The sequence below is a fragment of the Chitinophaga sp. genome, from assembly GCF_036569185.1.
Taxonomy (GTDB): domain Bacteria; phylum Bacteroidota; class Bacteroidia; order Chitinophagales; family Chitinophagaceae; genus Chitinophaga.
This window is the reverse complement of record NZ_DATCRD010000204.1, coordinates 1-16,531: the sequence shown is the minus strand read 5'-3', so window position 1 is coordinate 16,531 and position 16,531 is coordinate 1. Positions and strand designations below refer to the sequence as shown.

At 48.7% G+C, this 16,531-nt stretch carries 18 protein-coding genes; 8 read left to right on the top strand and 10 right to left on the bottom strand.

Annotation, left to right across the window (positions count from 1 at the left end):
- Positions 1-201: 201 nt before the first annotated feature.
- Positions 202-414: a hypothetical protein gene (locus VIM72_RS15565; protein WP_332003749.1), complete on the bottom strand. Its 213-nt coding sequence runs from the start codon at positions 412-414 to the stop codon at positions 202-204.
- A 14-nt stretch (positions 415-428) separates the two neighbouring features.
- Positions 429-917 (bottom strand): DinB family protein, encoded by a 489-nt coding sequence (locus tag VIM72_RS15560; RefSeq protein WP_332003748.1) that lies wholly within the window; start codon positions 915-917, stop codon positions 429-431.
- Between the two features lie 142 nt (positions 918-1,059).
- Between VIM72_RS15560 and VIM72_RS15555 the strand changes: the two genes are divergently transcribed.
- Complete coding sequence (locus tag VIM72_RS15555) at positions 1,060-2,034, top strand: GlxA family transcriptional regulator (protein ID WP_332003747.1); 975 nt, start codon at positions 1,060-1,062, stop codon at positions 2,032-2,034.
- A gap of 9 nt (positions 2,035-2,043) precedes the next feature.
- Here VIM72_RS15555 and VIM72_RS15550 read toward each other — a convergent pair whose 3' ends face one another.
- The 4 genes from VIM72_RS15550 to VIM72_RS15535 all read right to left on the bottom strand — a co-directional run bounded on the left by VIM72_RS15550 (position 2,044) and on the right by VIM72_RS15535 (position 7,004).
- Entirely contained in the window at positions 2,044-2,562 is a 519-nt protein-coding gene (locus VIM72_RS15550; protein WP_332003746.1) for a DinB family protein, read from the bottom strand.
- A gap of 125 nt (positions 2,563-2,687) precedes the next feature.
- Positions 2,688-4,343, bottom strand: coding sequence for an altronate dehydratase family protein (locus VIM72_RS15545; RefSeq protein WP_332003745.1), 1,656 nt, complete (start codon positions 4,341-4,343; stop codon positions 2,688-2,690).
- Positions 4,344-4,360: 17 nt separating this feature from the next.
- Positions 4,361-5,824 (bottom strand): tagaturonate reductase, encoded by a 1,464-nt coding sequence (locus tag VIM72_RS15540; RefSeq protein WP_332003744.1) that lies wholly within the window; start codon positions 5,822-5,824, stop codon positions 4,361-4,363.
- A 7-nt stretch (positions 5,825-5,831) separates the two neighbouring features.
- A complete protein-coding gene (locus VIM72_RS15535) occupies positions 5,832-7,004 on the bottom strand; it encodes a glycoside hydrolase family 88/105 protein (protein ID WP_332003743.1) in 1,173 nt (390 codons plus the stop codon).
- 267 nt (positions 7,005-7,271) lie between these two features.
- Between VIM72_RS15535 and VIM72_RS15530 the strand changes: the two genes are divergently transcribed.
- The 3 genes from VIM72_RS15530 (at position 7,272) to VIM72_RS15520 (ending at position 9,434) form a co-directional block, all read left to right on the top strand.
- Positions 7,272-8,306: a LacI family DNA-binding transcriptional regulator gene (locus VIM72_RS15530; RefSeq protein ID WP_332003742.1), complete on the top strand. Its 1,035-nt coding sequence runs from the start codon at positions 7,272-7,274 to the stop codon at positions 8,304-8,306.
- Between the two features lie 131 nt (positions 8,307-8,437).
- On the top strand, positions 8,438-8,899 hold the full coding sequence (locus VIM72_RS15525) for a GNAT family N-acetyltransferase (protein ID WP_332003741.1): 462 nt from the start codon (positions 8,438-8,440) through the stop codon (positions 8,897-8,899).
- A 64-nt stretch (positions 8,900-8,963) separates the two neighbouring features.
- Positions 8,964-9,434 (top strand): glycine zipper domain-containing protein, encoded by a 471-nt coding sequence (locus VIM72_RS15520; protein WP_332003740.1) that lies wholly within the window; start codon positions 8,964-8,966, stop codon positions 9,432-9,434.
- Positions 9,435-9,485: 51 nt separating this feature from the next.
- On the opposite strand, the gene VIM72_RS15515 is transcribed toward VIM72_RS15520, so the two are convergent.
- A complete protein-coding gene (locus VIM72_RS15515; protein ID WP_332003739.1) occupies positions 9,486-10,091 on the bottom strand; it encodes a TetR/AcrR family transcriptional regulator in 606 nt (201 codons plus the stop codon).
- Between the two features lie 100 nt (positions 10,092-10,191).
- On the opposite strand from VIM72_RS15515, the gene VIM72_RS15510 reads away from it, so the two are divergent.
- The gene (locus tag VIM72_RS15510) at positions 10,192-10,833 is read left to right on the top strand and encodes a hypothetical protein (protein ID WP_332003738.1); all 642 of its coding nucleotides are present in this window, start codon (positions 10,192-10,194) and stop codon (positions 10,831-10,833) included.
- On the opposite strand, the gene VIM72_RS15505 is transcribed toward VIM72_RS15510, so the two are convergent.
- Positions 10,822-11,187, bottom strand: coding sequence for a helix-turn-helix domain-containing protein (locus VIM72_RS15505; protein WP_332003737.1), 366 nt, complete (start codon positions 11,185-11,187; stop codon positions 10,822-10,824). The genes VIM72_RS15510 and VIM72_RS15505 overlap by 12 nt on opposite strands.
- A gap of 95 nt (positions 11,188-11,282) precedes the next feature.
- Between VIM72_RS15505 and VIM72_RS15500 the strand changes: the two genes are divergently transcribed.
- The 3 genes from VIM72_RS15500 to VIM72_RS15490 all read left to right on the top strand — a co-directional run bounded on the left by VIM72_RS15500 (position 11,283) and on the right by VIM72_RS15490 (position 13,787).
- A complete protein-coding gene (locus VIM72_RS15500; protein ID WP_332003736.1) occupies positions 11,283-11,951 on the top strand; it encodes an NAD(P)H-dependent oxidoreductase in 669 nt (222 codons plus the stop codon).
- A gap of 11 nt (positions 11,952-11,962) precedes the next feature.
- Positions 11,963-12,565, top strand: coding sequence for a short chain dehydrogenase (locus tag VIM72_RS15495; RefSeq protein WP_332003735.1), 603 nt, complete (start codon positions 11,963-11,965; stop codon positions 12,563-12,565).
- A gap of 112 nt (positions 12,566-12,677) precedes the next feature.
- Positions 12,678-13,787, top strand: a complete 1,110-nt coding sequence (locus VIM72_RS15490) for a mechanosensitive ion channel family protein (RefSeq protein WP_332003734.1) — start codon at positions 12,678-12,680, stop codon at positions 13,785-13,787.
- Here the strand turns inward: VIM72_RS15490 and VIM72_RS15485 are convergent.
- Together VIM72_RS15485 and VIM72_RS15480 are read right to left on the bottom strand one after the other, a co-directional pair.
- Positions 13,779-14,255 carry a GNAT family N-acetyltransferase gene (locus VIM72_RS15485; protein ID WP_332003733.1) on the bottom strand — a complete coding sequence of 159 codons (477 nt, stop codon included), beginning with the start codon at positions 14,253-14,255 and terminating at the stop codon, positions 13,779-13,781. The two genes, VIM72_RS15490 and VIM72_RS15485, sit on opposite strands and share 9 nt — an antisense overlap.
- Positions 14,256-14,412: 157 nt before the next feature.
- The coding region (locus tag VIM72_RS15480) for a glycoside hydrolase family 2 protein (RefSeq protein WP_332003732.1) at positions 14,413-16,531 on the bottom strand (2,119 nt) is incomplete at its 5' end.

Below are 16,531 nucleotides of genomic sequence, written 5' to 3'. Positions count from 1 at the left end.
TTATCATTCTGCACAGGACCATGACCGGAGAGATACAGGTATTTACCATCAATAAGGCAAGGCTTGTAAACGCCCAATGGCGTTGGAGCCGGTGGCAGTTCCAGTCCGAGGGCCGCTAATTTCTCTTCTGCATGATTATTTTCCATAGTTGCTGTTTTAATACGCCTATAAAGATAGGCACTTCCTCCTTTGAAAAAAGGCTTAATCTTCCATCACCTGGCACCGGAATCCATTTTCGTTTACCAGCATCATTATTTTCCCCGGATGAAAATTATCTCCTTCTACTCTTAATACTTTATCACAATCTTCGAGGTCAAAATTAATTTTACTATCCGGAAAGTTACGAAGCAGCAGCGCTATTATTTCTTTCGCTGCTGCTACTCTTTTTACATTCGTTACAAATACTTCTACCATTGCAATTATTTTAATTACATATATTTCATCGGCTCGTAATTCAACAGCCGCCTCCACAGGGCAATCTGCCCTATACAATTGGCCTCCCTGTAAATGTTAAACGTCAGCAGGTCCCAGAACGGCATTTTCATACCGGGAAATTCCCAGATATGATCCAGTTGTTCATCGGTTACATTTACCAGTGCTGTTCTCAACAAAGGAGAAATTCTCTCCCAGTCTTTTTTAAAAATTTCGAGAGATGGATATTGCTGCCCGTTTTTTATTCCCTGGAAATCTTTAAAAAGATCATTTGCAGAAGAGGTGGCTTCCACTTTCAGTAAGCCGGCCAGGTCGAACCGTTGCTGTACGAGGCTTCCTGTGAGCCACGCGATATGATTGGCAGGAGTATCAAGTCTCTTATGTGCATCTTCATCCGAAATTCCATCCAGTACTTTCGGAAAAAAACCGGTGTGCAGATCAAACAGTGGAAGGATGCCCTGCATCCGTGTGCTTACAGTTTCCATATAATTTCAATTTTTTGGTTCTCAAACTAGCTGTAAGATACCGTATAATTAAAGTCAGTATGGATGCTGATAGAGTCAATATTAGGGGGTATTTGCGACAAATTCGTTATGTTTGAGTAGTTAACTAAAAACTCACCACCATATGTTACAAATTGGGATCCTGCTTATACGCCACTACAAGCTTTTAAGCCTGGCTGCCATAACAGATGTGCTGGACACCGTCAACAAGATTTACCATAAGAACGGTCAACCGGCGCCATTCAAGATAACCCTGGTACATACCTCAGAAATGGAACATCTTGCAGCCGCCTTCCCGGCATATGCATCACAACGCATAGATGCCGCAGATACTTTCAACCTGGTACTGGTGCCTTCATTTACCACGGATGATATCCGCCAGTCCATCGCAGAAAACCGGTCTTATCTTCCCTGGCTCCAGCAGCAATATAAAAATGGCGCTGAATTGGCCAGTTTCTGTACCGGTGCATTTTTACTGGGCGCATCCGGCCTGCTGGATGGCAAAATAGCCACCACTCATGTGGATGCATGCAGGGAATTTTCCTCCGCTTTCCCTGCTGTGAACCTGTTATCGGATAAAACCGTTACACATGATTCCGGCATTTACACAAGCGGTGGCGCCACTTCTACCTTCCACCTGCTGCTTCATCTGCTGGAAGTGCATTGTGGCATTGAAATAGCGATCAAGACCGCCAAAATTTTCGCAGTAGATATGGGACGTGATAAGCAATCTTATTTCAGCACCTTTCAGCCTGCGCGTAATCATCACGACGACCTGGTGGCATCCGCCCAGCAGCGGATTGAAACCAGTTACCAGGAGGTTGGCACTATCGAAGAAATGATCAGGGACATCCCGTCCAGCAGGAGAAATATTGTGAGAAGATTTAAACAGGTAACCGGTGTAACCCCTATTGAATACCTGCAGTTCACACGTATTGAAGCAGCCAAAAAACTCCTGGAGCAAACCGGGCAGCAAATGGCGGAAGTGATCTACAATTCCGGCTATAACGATCCCAAGGCATTCAGAAAGGTATTCCGCAAAACAGTGGGAATGACCCCTTCTGAATACCGGGAAAAGTTTAATGCAGCCAGGTCATAATCATAAATGCTATTCCCTGTCCCAGAAAGCAGGCGGCTCTATACCAAGGGCGCGGAGATACACATATCCCTGTCCGCGGTGATGGATCTCATTGTCAAAAATGTAGAACAGGATGCTTACAGATGTACCTTTGTATTGTCCGAAGGCGGTAATTTCCTTTTGAAAGGCTTCCACGGGGATCTTAGGCCACCATTCATTGAGCTTTTCTGTGATAACATCCCAGAGCTGTAATAACTCTTCCTTATTGCCGGGGGTAACGGTAACGCCTGTATCTTTCAGGAGCACATCAATACCCAGCCATTCATCGGTAACAACCCCGTATACAGATGGAAAGGCCATTCCGCAGAATTCCATTACCAAAGCGGAAAATGGGCGCATACCGCCTATGCTGAAGGTAAAAAGCTGGTCTTCAGGAAAGGCTTCAATCATCCTGCGGGTAAGTCCGCGGTGGCCCTGCCAGTGTTTCAGCAGTTGATCGGGGGTGATAACAGTGGTAGCAGTTGCGGCAGTTAAAGTGTTGTTTTCCATAAGTCTGTATTTTTTGTTTTATGATACAAAGAAAACAACGGGTTGTGACAGCCCTATGTCAGTAGTCTCAAAAAAATTTTATCTGCTGTTTAAAAAGAAAAAAACAGGAATCAAATTTTAAAACATTACAATGACACCCCTCTTTTCCAGGGAATAAAATCATCCTGCCCGTTCAGGACGGATTTTGCGGTAATGGCCCCACTGGCTACCTGTATAACGTATTCGAATATACGTTCTCCTGCCGCTGTGATGGTTTCCTCGCCGTCTATAATAGTACCGGTATTAATATCGATGATATCATGCATGCGTTGATATAGCTTTGTGTTGCTCGACAGCTTGATCACCGGGGCGATGGGGTTACCGGTGGGCGTTCCCAGCCCTGTGGTAAACAGCACTATGTTGGCGCCGCTGCCTACTTCCGCAGTAGTGGATTCCACGTCATTGCCTGGCGTGCACAACAGGTTAAGCCCCGGCTGCTGTACCTTTTCAGGATAATCCAATACAGCGGCTACAGGTGAAGTACCTCCTTTTTTGGCCGCCCCGGCAGATTTAATGGCATCGGTGATCAGCCCGTCTTTTATATTTCCGGGAGATGGATTCATGTCAAAACCAGAACCTGCTTCTTCGGCGCGCTGCTGGTAAGTACGCATCAGCCCGATGAACCTGGTAGCGTCTTCCACATTGCGGCAACGGTCGCTCATTTCCTGTTCCACACCGCATAGTTCCGGAAATTCAGCGAGGATCACGGAGCCACCCAATGCAGTGAGCAGATCGGAGGTATAACCGATAGCGGGATTAGCGGAAATACCGGAAAACCCGTCTGATCCGCCGCATTCCAGGCCAATGCATAGTTTGCTTAACGGCGCCGGTTGCCGGGTGCATTGATTCGCTATCATCAACCCTGCAAAGGTTTGCCGGATCGCATCAGCGATCAACTGGCTCTCCGTGCCGGTTTGCTGCTGGTCCAGTATATAAAGCGGTTTTGAAAACCCGGGGTCGCGTTTACTGATCTCCTCCTTCAGCATGCTTATCTGTGCATTCTGGCAACCCAGGCTCAGCACTGTGGCGCCGGCCACATTGGCATGGGTAATATATCCTGCCAGCAGGCCGCACAACGTTTGCGCATCCTGGCGGATACCGCCGCAGCCGCCGTCGTGCGTAAGGAATTTAATACCGTCCACATTTTCAAAAATGCGGTTCCCCTGCGTTCCGGAAGCATCTTCTGTGTAGATGCTTTCGAGGATCTGCGCCGGGTTGGCGCCGGCCCGTTGCTTTGCCGCAAGCGAACGTGTAAAGGCTGCGTACTTAGCCGGGCGGCTGTATCCCAGTTCCGGCAACAATGCCTCTTTCAATACTTCCACATTCCTGTTTTCACAAAACACCAAAGGGATTACCAGCCAGTAGTTGGCAGTGCCCACACTGCCGTCTGCCCGGTGATAGCCCATAAAAGTCCGTTGCTGCCAGCGGGAAACATCCGGCGCCTGCCAGGCTGTTTTCCGCTCTGCCGCCAGCTCATAAGCATTGGCAGCATGCCGTACATTTTCCACGGCAATCCTGCTACCGGTACTGATCTGGTGCTGCGCGCGCCCCACCAGCACCCCGTACATGTAAATAGCATCCCCTTCGCTCAGGGGATCTGCTGCAAACTTATGCTTCGCAGGGATCTTTTCCCGCATCGTATATACGGAGCCGTTATATGCCACCGTTTCTCCCTTTTCCAGGTCTTGTAGTGCTACCAGTACATTATCCTGCGGATGCACTTTTAATACTTTCTGCTTCATTATCTGTTTTAAAAATTTTACGATACCGTTATTTCTGCTGCTACTTTTTCCAGGTAAACCGCCACTCCCTGTTCCATCAATGCTTTCAGCATAGTGGTTACCAGCTGTGCAAACCCGGGAATGGTGTTAAGATCCTGTCCCCAGATAGCCTGGTTGCCGAAGGCGGTCTTTACCAATGCTTCCGGCGGGTGCAGCTGCCATTGTGCCGCATACCAGCCGGCATATTCATCAGTAATAGTGTACCCATCTCCCCCGCGCATAAACAATGCATGTGCGGCGAATCCCAATGCCATCAATGCCGGCACCTGCCCGGTACGCCGCTGGTATTGCAGCAGCGCCGGCAGTACCCGCATTTTCAGTTTAGCTGTATACTGCGCGCAAATGCTTAACCACCGGTGCTCAATAGCAGGGTTACGGAAGCGGTCCAGCACAGCGCCCGCAAAGCGGATAGCGGCATCGTTACGTATATGTATATCCGTTATAGCCGGGATAATTTCGTGCATCATCAGGCCTTCCATGTAAGCGGCCATCGCCTCGTTGCTCATGGCGGCCTTCACCGTGTCGTGACCAGCCAGAAAGGCCAGTCCGCAGCTAAGGGTATGGGTTCCGTTGAGCAGCCGGAGCTTCAGCTCACGGAACACGTTAATGTCGGGCGACAATACCACTCCTGCATCTGTTTCACTAAAAGATAATATTTTTCTTACCTGTTCACTATTGGTTTCAATAGCCCACAAGCGGTATACTTCCGTCATGATCAGCAGCTCGTCTTCATAACCTGTTTCCAGCTCTGCCGGGCCGGGCACAATGCAGTCTACCAGCGAATTACAGCAGTAGTTATGACGAGTAAGCCAATCGATAAAACCTTCTTCCAGCTGGTTAAAACTGCTCAGCTGCAGCAAGACCTCCCGGAGCCTGCTGCCATTATCCGGTATCAGCTCCGTAGGAACGATCACCATTCCTTTGGTAGCATCCCCTTTAAAATGAAGATAGCGGCGATACAGGAATGCCAGCAGTTTGCCCGGAAAGGATGCCGGTGGCTTTGCATGAATACTTTCTTCTGTATATACAATGCCTACTTCGGTGGTATTTGATATCACTACCTGCATATGTGGGTTTTCAGCGCAGGCGAGGATCTCCTCCCACTGGGAAGTGGCGGCAAGCACCCGGCTGATGGACCCGTTGATGATATTTTCAGAAACGGGCTTTCCCCCGTCAATTCCTCTGATACATTGCGTATAAAGGTTATCCTGTTCATCAAAAGCAGTGGTGCTGCCTTTGTCTGTCGATTTCACCACTACTACACGGCCATTGAATACGCCCTGCTTATTGGCTTTGTCTATGAAAAAACAGGGTAATCCTCTCAGTAATACCCCTGTGCCGAACTGCAGTACTTTTTCCGGCAGGGCAAAGTAATCTTCACCGGGAATCTGCCACTCCTCCTTTTCGCGCAGCCGTTTCAGTAACTCTTTTGAAAGTTTCATATCCACATTATTTAGTCATTATTTCCATTTCATTGGCGGCTAACAGGTACGCCCCTACGCCTTTGGGATCATTATCGATCACTTTTTCGCTGAGATAATACGCATAACTACCATCCCGGTAAGGATCGCCTCCCAATCCTGCTACACTTACGGTTCCTCCCAGGGTGAGATCCCCTTCGGAGTTTTTACGGATAAATTGTTTAAGGATACCATCATAGCCTTTTTGCGCTACGGAGTGGTAAGTTTTAGGTAAATAACCAAGCCGCATACCTTTCGCCAACGCATATACGAACATGCAGGAAGCGGAGGCTTCTACATAATTTCCTTTGCTGGTGGCTTTATCCAATACCTGGTACCAGCAGCCGGTTTTAGCGTCCTGGTATTTTTTAATGGCTGCAGCAGTACGGTTTAAGATAGCCATAAGGCTATCACGGCCGGGGTCTGCAGCCGGGTAATATTCCAGTGCGTCTACCAGCGCCATGGCATACCAGCCCATGGCACGGCCCCAGAAGTGTGGGGATTGCCCCGTGGTTTTATTGGCCCAGCGCTGTTCTTTTGATTCATCCCAGGCGTGATACAGCAACCCCGTGCGCGGATCTCGTGCGTGCTCCTCCATCAGTACAAACTGCCGGGTAATATCGCGGAAGGCGCTGTCTTCCCCGAAAAGGGCTGCATATTCCGCATAAAACGGCTCGCCCATGTAAAGACCGTCGAGCCACATCTGGTAAGGGTAACGTTTCTTGTGCCAGAAGCCGCCGTCGTTCGTGCGGGGCTGCTGCCGCAGCTGTTTGCGGAGCAGGTCGGCCGCCAGCCTGTATTTATTATCTTTGGTAGCCTTATAAAGCGTTAACAGGATGCGGCCGTTTTTGATATTATCGATGTTGTAATCCTTCAACTCGTACGTACGGATGTTGCCGTTAGTATCTATAAAATGATCCATACTCCGCTGTATGTATTGGAAATACCGCTGATCACCGGTTCTTTTCCATAAACCGGTGAACCCTTCCAGTACCACGCCCTGGTCGTACGACCATCTTACCGGCCTGCCCGGCTGTACTTCCAGCGAATCGCTCCATATACGCATGACGGTAGCCGCCATCCCCGCTGCGCCGGTTTGCGCCCGTGTAAGTGAAACTGAGAACAGTAATGCAGTGGATAATATGGATGTTTTAAAACGCATGATCTTTTGTTGACTGGGTTTTAGTATCCCGGTAACGACAACTGCCGGATGTAATATTTTTTGTATTGCGTGTCTGCACCGGCTGCCGGCCCCGGTAATGTGGTGATTTAATTGGTTGAAAACAGGAGTTTTTTCTTTCATGCTGTGTCGTTACAAGTCTACAGAACAATTTGTTAACGGTGAAGTTTATTTACGCAAACGTTCCCGGAAAAATCGCTACTTTCACCACTAATAAGAATGCCGGGAAAACATGGTCCGGAAGACTTTATGAAGTATAGAGCAGCCACCATCAAAGATATTGCACAGGCGCTCCGCCTGTCTACCTCTACTGTATCACGTGCATTGCGCGACAGCCATGAAATCAGTGCGGCTACAAAGCAGCTGGTACTGGAACATGCCGCGCGGCTGAACTATCATCCTAACCCGATTGCCCTGAGTTTAAAAGAGAAGAAAAGCCGGTCTATCGGGGTGATCGTATCTGAAATTGCCAACAGTTTTTTTTCACAAACCATTAATGGCATTGATTCGGTAGCTAACGAGAAAGGCTATACGGTAATTATTTCCCAGAGTCATGAGTCCTTTGAGAAGGAAGTAAGAACATTACAGTACCTGGCATCACGGTCGATAGACGGGTTACTGATCTCCGTTTCCAGCGCTACGAAAGACTTTACGCCCCTCAAAGCACTGCACCAGCACGGGTTTCCGATCGTATTTTTTGACAGGATTATAGAAGACATTACCACGCATAAGGTAATGGTAGATAATTTCCAGGGCGCCTGCAATGCCACCATGCACCTGCTTCAGCAGGGTTACCGGCGCATTGCATGTATTACCAATTCCGCACATCTGTCTATTACAAGAGAGCGTGTAGCAGGATATATGGCCGCGCTGGAAAAACATGGCATTCAGCCGCAGCCGGCGCTGATCAGGTATTGTTTTCATGGCGGCATGCTACTTTCCGAAGTAACAGACGCCGTGAGCCAGCTGCTTAAATTAAAGCAGCCACCAGATGCTATCTTTACCACGTCTGACAAACTGACCACCGGTTGTATGCAGGCGCTAAAAAAGGCCGGAGTAAACATTCCCGGGGAAATAGCCCTTACAGGATTTTCCAATTCAGACCTGATTGAGCTGCTGCATGCGCCCATCACGGTGGTAAGGCAACCTGCTTTTGAAATGGGACAGGTTGCCACCGAACTATTGCTGCAACTGATAGAAAGCAAACAACCAGTGAAAGAATTTGAAACAAGGGTATTACAGTCGGAATTGCTTATACAACCGGCGGCAAAGGGAAAAAAGTAGCCCCTATTCCATCCCGGGGGAAATGAAGGAACCAGTCCGTCTGCGCCCGGACACCCCGGTCCGGCGTTCTATAATACCAGGGAATGGAATATTAACTGATATTTACAACCACCAGTTTATTTAAAAAAACCATGCAAGAAATTATTATCCGTAAAGCCACCCTGGCAGATTTACCTGTATTACTGGATTTTGAGCAGGGCGTCATCGCTGCAGAGCGTCCTTTTGATCCTACTTTAAAAGAAGGCATTATACATTACTACGACATAGCGGCGATGATCACCGCCCCACATATTGAACTACTGGTAGCGGAAGCAGAAGGCCAGCTGATTGGCTCGGGCTATGCACGTATAGAGAATGCCAGGCCATATATTATATTTACCCGCTATGCTTACCTGGGATTTATGTATGTGGCGCCTGCCTGGCGGGGAAAGGGAGTTAACAAGCTGATCATAAACGGCCTGAGAACATGGGCCCATTCACAGGGCATCGTAGAAATGCGCCTGGAGGTGTATGCCACCAATGAGCCCGCTGTAAAAGCCTATGAAAAGGTAGGGTTTCAGCCTCTCCTGGTAGAAATGCGCCTGCCCATCTGAGTTTCAGCGGCCTTTATAAAAAATGGCACAATTTTCGACAGTTGCGGTGTAAAGAATTAAAGCCATGAAACAGATACTCGTAGCCTTAGCAGCAGCAGTCGTTTTATTTTCGTGCAAAAGCAATGCTGATAATGCCGCCGCTATTGAAAGTGCAAAGAAAGCCACCATTGATTCTATGAACAATGTAAATGCCATCAAACAACAGGTGGTAGATTCCATGAATGCGTTAAAAAGCAACCGTTCTCACAGCCGTGAAAACTTTGCCGGTACCCAATATAACAATGAAACCGCACCGGCAGTAGCCAATACAGAAGCTCCGGCCCCTGCTCCCGCTCCCGCAAAGAAAAAGGGCTGGAAATCCTGGAGCCATACTGCTAAAGGCGCCGTAGTAGGCGCTGGTGCAGGTGCCATCACCGGCGCTATCGTTAACAAAGACCGCGTGAAAGGCGCCGCCATAGGCACCCTGATCGGCGCCGGTGTTGGCGCAGGTACAGGCGCTATTGTGGATCATAAGAAGAAACAATCTGCACAGTAACAGGCAGGTAATAAAGAAGAAACGGCGTATCCTCACGGGTACGCCGTTTTTTTATGATGCTGCCAGCTGCTTTCCTTTTTCTGTGAGATAAGGATAAAACAGGTCCTCCAGGAGGCGGGCGTAATAATTAACCGCCTTTTTCCCTTTCAATCCTGTTGTGAGCTCGTTGGATGAAATCCAGAAATCGCCGATGAGATAAATACTCCTGATGAGACTTTCCCATACTTCCACCGGGATATCTTCCCTTACAATCCCCTGCTCCCGGTAATTTTCAAATAACCGGAGCAATTGCCTTCTGCGGATGCCGAACCGTTGGGCATATACCTTCTTTATTTCCGGCATACGCCGGGTTATGACCACGAAATGAATGTAAATAAAACGGTAACGATAAATATGCTGCAATATAGTGGTAATAGATTCCCTTAGGGTGCCAAGCCCTGCACCCGGGCTGCTGGCAAATACAGGCAGCTCATTCATTGCCGCAATGTGCTGCGTGTATAGGGTGTAAATAATATCGTCTGCATTTTTAAAATAATACTGTATGTTACTATGACTGATCCCCATTTCTTTGGCAATATGCCGGATAGTGATCACATCAATCCCCTGCTCATTGAACAATTCCAATGCAGTTACCAGTATCTTTTCCTTTGTATTCATGAGATCCCTGCGCCTTTAATATCCCACGAAAATAAAAAATTTGTACAAATGTACAAACACGGTCCATTAATTTTGTACATTTGTACTAAAATAGAAAGAGATGAAGATCAGGGAGATTATTTTAGGCACTCATAACATCACAGCTACGGCTGCATTCTATACCCAGTCACTGCAATTACCGGTGATCAGCGAAGGTGGCCGGCACATCAGTCTGCAGGCTGGTAGTTCTATACTAACATTTGAACAGCAGGAAACAGTTACCCCACCTATATACCACATAGCTTTCAATATACCCCATAACCAGCTGCAGGAAGCAATACAGTGGCTGCAAAACTTTACCACCCTGCTACCGGTAACAGATAGCAGCCATATTGCTGATTTCAGCAACTGGAATGCACATGCGGTGTACTTTTACGATAACAATGGTAACCTGCTGGAGCTCATTGCCCGCCATGGGCTGGAGAATGCATCAGCACAACTGTATATCGACTGTATCAGTGAGCTGGGCGTGGTAACAGAAAACCCCACCGCTTATGCGGACCAGCTGATCAACAGGTACGGATTGACTATTTTTTCCAGGCAGCCACGCCTGGAACAATTCACTGCACTGGGAGATGATAACGGATTACTGATTATTGTAAAAGAAGGGAGGAACTGGTTTCCTACCAGCGTTCCTGCACAATATTTTCCTGCTACCATTACACTGGAAAATAACGGCAACGCCACTACGTTATCTTTGTAACTGGTTGTCGCGGTGCTGATGCCCCCACTCATTTAACTGGTCCCATACAGGAATGAGCCGTGCAGCTATTTCCGTGAGACGGTACTCTACCTTCGGTGGCACTTCCGCATAAACAGTACGGGTAACAAGCCCATCGGCCTCCAGTTCCTGCAGGTGAAGGGTGAGCATACGGTCGGTAATATTGGGAATATGTTCTTTCAGCTCGCTGAAGCGTAACGTTCTGTTCACCAGCTTGTACAGGATAAACAATTTCCACCTGCCTGCCAGCACATCAATGGCATGGGCCACTCCGCACATGCCTGAGATCTGTTCGCGGTTCATGTGATTGGTAGACGTTTCCTTGCGCTTTGCCATTACTTACAATTTTGTGTGTTGCATACAATAGGCTGCAAAAATACAAATGTAATGTTCGTGAAATAATTTTGCCGGCAGTTATTAAAAAACAATTTATGAAGATACTGATAGTATATGCGCATCCTGAACCAAAGAGCATGAACGGCGCTATGTTTCAAACAGCTATTACCACATTGCAGAACGCAGGCCATGAAGTGAAAACATCCGACCTGTATGCGATGTCCTTTAATCCCGTTTCCGATAGGACTAACTTCACCAGCGTATATGACGCTACTTTTTTCAAACAACAACTGGAAGAAAAACATGCCTCGCGTGTACACGGCTTTGCGGCCGGCATTGCAGCGGAACAGGAAAAAGTAGCCTGGTGCGATGTGATGATCTGGCAATTCCCGCTCTGGTGGTTCAGTGTTCCGGCTATTCTCAAAGGCTGGGCCGACCGGGTATTTGCCATGGGCACTTCGTATGGCGACGGGCACATTTATGAAACCGGTATTTACACCGGGAAAAAAGCCCTGCTTTCCCTCACTACCGGCGGACCGGAAAGTGCGTACCTTCCCGGCGGCTTACATGGCGACCTGGATGTGCTCCTGAAACCCATTCACCGGGGCATATTCCAGTTTACCGGTTTTTCTGTACTGGAGCCACAGGTAATTTATGGCCCGGTACGGCTCACACCGGAAGAACGCATCGAAGCCCTGCAGCGATGGGCATTGAGGCTTACGCATATCGCAGCAGAAAGCGCCATTGAAGTAACCGCATACTAAATAGATCTGCTATGAAAATACTTATTATAGGCACCACCGGCGCCATTGGCAGCAAGGTAAAGGAAAGACTCTCAGCATCACATGAAGTGATCAGTGCAGGCCGCAACAGCGGCGATATCCAGGTAGATATAACAGATGCCGCTTCTATCGAAAATATGTATAAAGCTACTCCCGGCCTGGATGCAGTAATTATTACCGCCGGGTCTTCCGGCATGGAAAGCTTTCAAACACTCTCTGAAAAAAGTTTGCAGCCGGCCATCCAATCCAAATTACTTGGGCAGGTGAATGTAGTCCTGATCGGGCAACACTACCTGAACGATGGTGGTTCTTTTACACTTACCTCCGGCATACTGGCAGATGAACCCGCCAGGGACGCGGCGGCAGGCTCGCTGGTAAGCGGGGCCATTAACAGTTTTACGATAGCGGCGGCCGCTGAATTAAAAAGAGGATTGCGCATCAATACCGTAAGTCCCGGACTGGCAGCGGATTCCGCTGAGGCCATCGCGCATTTGTTCCCGGGCTTTAACCCGGTGCCCATGCAGAAACTGGTAAATGCCTACCTGAAAAGTGTGGAGGGAGTCGTTAATGGCCAGGTGATACGGGTGCATGAATAAATGATACAACGCCTGCACCAACTGCTGGAACGTGATCTGAGCAAGGGCCGCAAGCTGGTCACGACTGTTTTTTCTAATGATAAATTAATGACTGAAGGATCATAACGGCATCATGTTTGAGGCAAAGGCGCGCATGTGGAATCAACTTATAGAAAATGCGGATCACCTGCCTAACTTCCTGTGGAACCTTATACTGGCGGGCATTGCAGTCGTTACAGGATGGCTGATCAAATATTTATTATCGATCTTCTTACGGCAATCGGTACGAACACATCAGGACTTTTCACTGATACACACCATCCTTTTCCGTCTGGGAAAAGCTTTCAATTATTTCCTGCCATTGTTGTTGCTCAATATGGTTATACCGCTGATGCGGGTACCTCCTAAATATGTGCCAACGCTGAGCAAAGTGGCGGAAATAGCGCTCACACTTTCTTTCGCGGCATTGGTGATAGGATCCATTAAAGTGCTGGAAGATTATGTATACCATACATACGACCTGAAAAAAGCCAATAACCTGAAAGAGCGGAAAATACGCACCCAGCTGCAGTTTATCAGGAAAGTATCTATTGCTGTGATCCTGGTGCTCACCGCCTGTGTGATCCTGCTCAGCTTCGACAGCATGCGCAAACTGGGCGCAGGGCTCCTTACCGGTGTGGGTGTTGGCGGTATCATCATTGGTTTTGCTGCGCAAAAATCGCTCGGCAACCTGCTGGCGGGCTTTCAGCTGGCATTTACACAACCCATCCGTATAGATGATGTATTGGTGGTGGAAGGCGAATGGGGACGTGTGGAAGAAATTACACTTACCTATGTAGTACTGAGCATATGGGATCAGCGCAGACTGATTTTACCGATCAATTATTTTATTGAGAAGCCTTTCCAGAACTGGACCCGTACCAGTTCTGAAATACTGGGCACGGCGTTCTTTTACCTGGATTATACCGTACCGGTAGACCAGGTAAGGGCTGAATTTGAGCGGTTGCTGGAAGCATCGCCGCTGTGGGACAGGCGCGCAAAGGCCCTGCAGGTAACCAATACCACTGAACGTACTATTGAAGTAAGAGCGCTGATGAGCTCTTCCAATTCAGGAAATGCGTTTGACCTGCGGTGCTATATCCGCGAAAACCTGGTAAAATATGTAAGGGAACATTATCCCGGCAGCCTGCCAAAAACCAGGGCCTTTATTGAAGGAACGGATAGCCGGCCGTTATCAGCCTAACCATTTTTCCAATACAATCATGTGCCTGCATTGAATACCATTTTCATAAATGGGCTCGGAGTAATGCGTGGTGAAGTAATTTTTCCGGACGGCAGTAATTTCAAATCCCTGCCGCTGGTACAGGTACAACTGTGCAATGCTGGAATTACCCGTGCCAATGCAAAGCTTTCTGAAACCGCCTGCCCTGGCGCGCTGTGCGGCATCCTGCAATAAGATCTTTCCCAGGCCTTTCCCCTGGTGCGCCGGGTTCACTGCGATGTTCTTAATTTCCATTGCATCATTGTCTTTCAAAAGTACATAAACAGCAATTACCTGTTTCTTTTGTTCCAGCACATATACATCACTGAAAGGGAGGTAGCTGTTAATCATTGTTACCGATGGATCGGCCAGCAGCAAAAGGTCATAGGGCATCTTCTCATTCGTGGCTAATTTCCGGATAGTTGTTTCTTCCTTGAGGGTGGTGGTCATCACTGAATAATTTTGTCGCAATAATGGAATAATAGGTATTTTCTTATAAACCGGGTCCCGGGCAACAGCCACAAACAGGTTCAGGGAACATCTTTAACAAAATGAATATACAAAAAAAACAGGCATCTGTATAACCAGATGCCTGTAATAAAATGCTTTATTGAATAGTAATATACTGCCGCTTTACATTGTTGCCATAAATTTCCACCTGTATATCCTTACTGGTGGCGGTGGCGCCGCCACTGATGCTGATCGATCGCTCTTCACCGGGCAACACAGAAATATAATTATCGCTGTAAAATACCGGTAAGATCCTTTTCTTGTCCAGTGCGTTCACCAGCGATACACGGTTAAAGAACGCCACCGGGCCGCCTGCAGGATTGCTAATGGTAACAAGGATGCTATCGGCGCCGGCTTTTACGGCGGTCACCTTTACCTGTGCTGATGGCATTTGCGCCAGCCCGGAATAGTTCCCCCTGGCATCCGGCAACCAGTAAAGGTTTTCATCAACCACCTGCTGCGAGGCATTCAGCAAACGCAGGGAAAAGAAGAGGCCCTGTTGCGCCCGGAGCTTGTCCAGCAGGGGTTTCATGTTCATGAATTGCTGTACGGTTGTAGGTCCCACTTCCACGAATACTTGTGTGAGCAGGCTATCATGGCCCTGCATATCGTATGTTTTCAGTTCCAGCATCAGGTCGCGCGCATACCGGAAGGTATTGTTCACGGCCATCACCATGCCGCCATCCGGATCGTACATCACATGTAAAGGCGTGGCGCCTTTACGGGTACCGTACAGGCAGGCATTGGGGTCCAGGTAATAATCATACATCTGTCCGCGCAGGGCGGTCCATGGATTTTGCGTTTTCCAGATGATCACGCCGGTATACCAGTCCCACATATGTGAGCTAAAGCCTTCCATGAGGGCGCGGTACTGGTCGTAGTTCACCAATTGCGCCTTGTTGGCCCATTCCCGCAGGTCGCTTGTTTTTCCATATGGTTCCACTGCTTTGTTATAGGAAATATATTTATGATAATCCCATACCGCATCGGTTTTACCCGTTTCCTGGTTGGGTGGTACCAGGTTTTCTGCGGGCAGGAACCTTTCCAGTGATTCATAGTCGCCGGTACCTACGGAGCCTACTTCCGAGTTAAACGGGAAGGTGCGGGTGCTCCAGAAGGTAGACAGGGGCTGGATACCGTAGGGACCATCGCCATTGCCGCCAATAGTGTTGTGCGACATGCTGTCTGAGTTAGAGTAATCAAAGAAATAGCGGGTGCCATCCAGTGTTGGAATAATGGAATCCTTCATAGCGGCAAACAGATCTGCCGGAGGCGTAATTTCATTACCGCCGCACCAGAAGGCCAGAGACGCATGGTTCCGCAACATTTTCACCTGGTCGGCCACGCTTTCAAGGAACAGGGAGTGATCATCGGGGTACTTCCTGCGGGTCCACTGGTCATCCTTCTTCATAGGATCCTGCCATCTGCCGTTACAATCGCCGGATATCCAGAAATCCTGGAACACCAGCAGGCCGTACTTATCGCAGGCTTCGTAGAATTCCGGTCTTTCTGTAAGACTTCCGCCCCAGATGCGGATCAGGTTCAGGTTCATATCGCGGTGGAAGCGTACTTCCGCATCGTATCTTTCTTTGGTAAAGCGGAACATGGCATCGGAGGTGATCCAGTTGCCGCCTTTAATAAATATTTTCTGCCCGTTCACCGCAATTTCGCGGCTGCCGGTATGCGTGTTCCAGTACGTCTGGATTTCACGGACGCCAAATTCCACATCTTCCTTATCATCCGTTTTACCATTGTTTACAAACTGCAGTTGCAGCTGGTACAATGACTGGGCCCCATAGCCGGCCGGCCACCACAATTGCGGCTGTTTCAGCAGCAGGTCCGGCAGTTGCACGGTGGTAGTGCTATGTGGGGGCAGGGTTACTTTTTTAGTGATGCGGTTGCCTGCCAGCGTGTATTGTAAGGTACCGGAGATACTTTTGGCAGTGGCGTTTTCCAGGTCCGCTCCTACCATCAGTGTAGCCGGCGCCTGCGGGCCTTCCGTTTTCCGGACGCCGGGCACACGCGTAATAATATGCGGATCTTTGATCCGTACAGCGCCTGTTTTCTCGATGGTCACCTTATCCCAAATACCGGTATTGCGGTCGCGCATGGGCTGTATCCAGTCCCACCCTGCCGTATACTGAGGGCCATTGTTTTTGGCGATGGTGCCATCACCACCCTGGCCTCCGTTGGGGTTGCCCGGGAACTGCGGCGGG

Excerpts from the sequence above, each read along its gene's own strand:
- VIM72_RS15535 (WP_332003743.1), bottom strand. The coding sequence starts at position 7,004 with ATGCGTTTTAAAACATCCATATTATCCACTGCATTACTGTTCTCAGTT.
- VIM72_RS15565 (WP_332003749.1), bottom strand. The coding sequence starts at position 414 with ATGGTAGAAGTATTTGTAACGAATGTAAAAAGAGTAGCAGCAGCGAAA.
- VIM72_RS15560 (WP_332003748.1), bottom strand. The coding sequence starts at position 917 with ATGGAAACTGTAAGCACACGGATGCAGGGCATCCTTCCACTGTTTGAT.
- VIM72_RS15545 (WP_332003745.1), bottom strand. The coding sequence starts at position 4,343 with ATGAAGCAGAAAGTATTAAAAGTGCATCCGCAGGATAATGTACTGGTA.
- VIM72_RS15510 (WP_332003738.1), top strand. The coding sequence starts at position 10,192 with ATGAAGATCAGGGAGATTATTTTAGGCACTCATAACATCACAGCTACG.
- VIM72_RS15530 (WP_332003742.1), top strand. The coding sequence starts at position 7,272 with ATGAAGTATAGAGCAGCCACCATCAAAGATATTGCACAGGCGCTCCGC.
- VIM72_RS15525 (WP_332003741.1), top strand. The coding sequence starts at position 8,438 with ATGCAAGAAATTATTATCCGTAAAGCCACCCTGGCAGATTTACCTGTA.
- VIM72_RS15520 (WP_332003740.1), top strand. The coding sequence starts at position 8,964 with ATGAAACAGATACTCGTAGCCTTAGCAGCAGCAGTCGTTTTATTTTCG.
- VIM72_RS15555 (WP_332003747.1), top strand. The coding sequence starts at position 1,060 with ATGTTACAAATTGGGATCCTGCTTATACGCCACTACAAGCTTTTAAGC.
- VIM72_RS15515 (WP_332003739.1), bottom strand. The coding sequence starts at position 10,091 with ATGAATACAAAGGAAAAGATACTGGTAACTGCATTGGAATTGTTCAAT.
- VIM72_RS15505 (WP_332003737.1), bottom strand. The coding sequence starts at position 11,187 with ATGGCAAAGCGCAAGGAAACGTCTACCAATCACATGAACCGCGAACAG.
- VIM72_RS15495 (WP_332003735.1), top strand. The coding sequence starts at position 11,963 with ATGAAAATACTTATTATAGGCACCACCGGCGCCATTGGCAGCAAGGTA.
- VIM72_RS15485 (WP_332003733.1), bottom strand. The coding sequence starts at position 14,255 with ATGACCACCACCCTCAAGGAAGAAACAACTATCCGGAAATTAGCCACG.
- VIM72_RS15490 (WP_332003734.1), top strand. The coding sequence starts at position 12,678 with ATGTTTGAGGCAAAGGCGCGCATGTGGAATCAACTTATAGAAAATGCG.
- VIM72_RS15550 (WP_332003746.1), bottom strand. The coding sequence starts at position 2,562 with ATGGAAAACAACACTTTAACTGCCGCAACTGCTACCACTGTTATCACC.
- VIM72_RS15540 (WP_332003744.1), bottom strand. The coding sequence starts at position 5,824 with ATGAAACTTTCAAAAGAGTTACTGAAACGGCTGCGCGAAAAGGAGGAG.
- VIM72_RS15500 (WP_332003736.1), top strand. The coding sequence starts at position 11,283 with ATGAAGATACTGATAGTATATGCGCATCCTGAACCAAAGAGCATGAAC.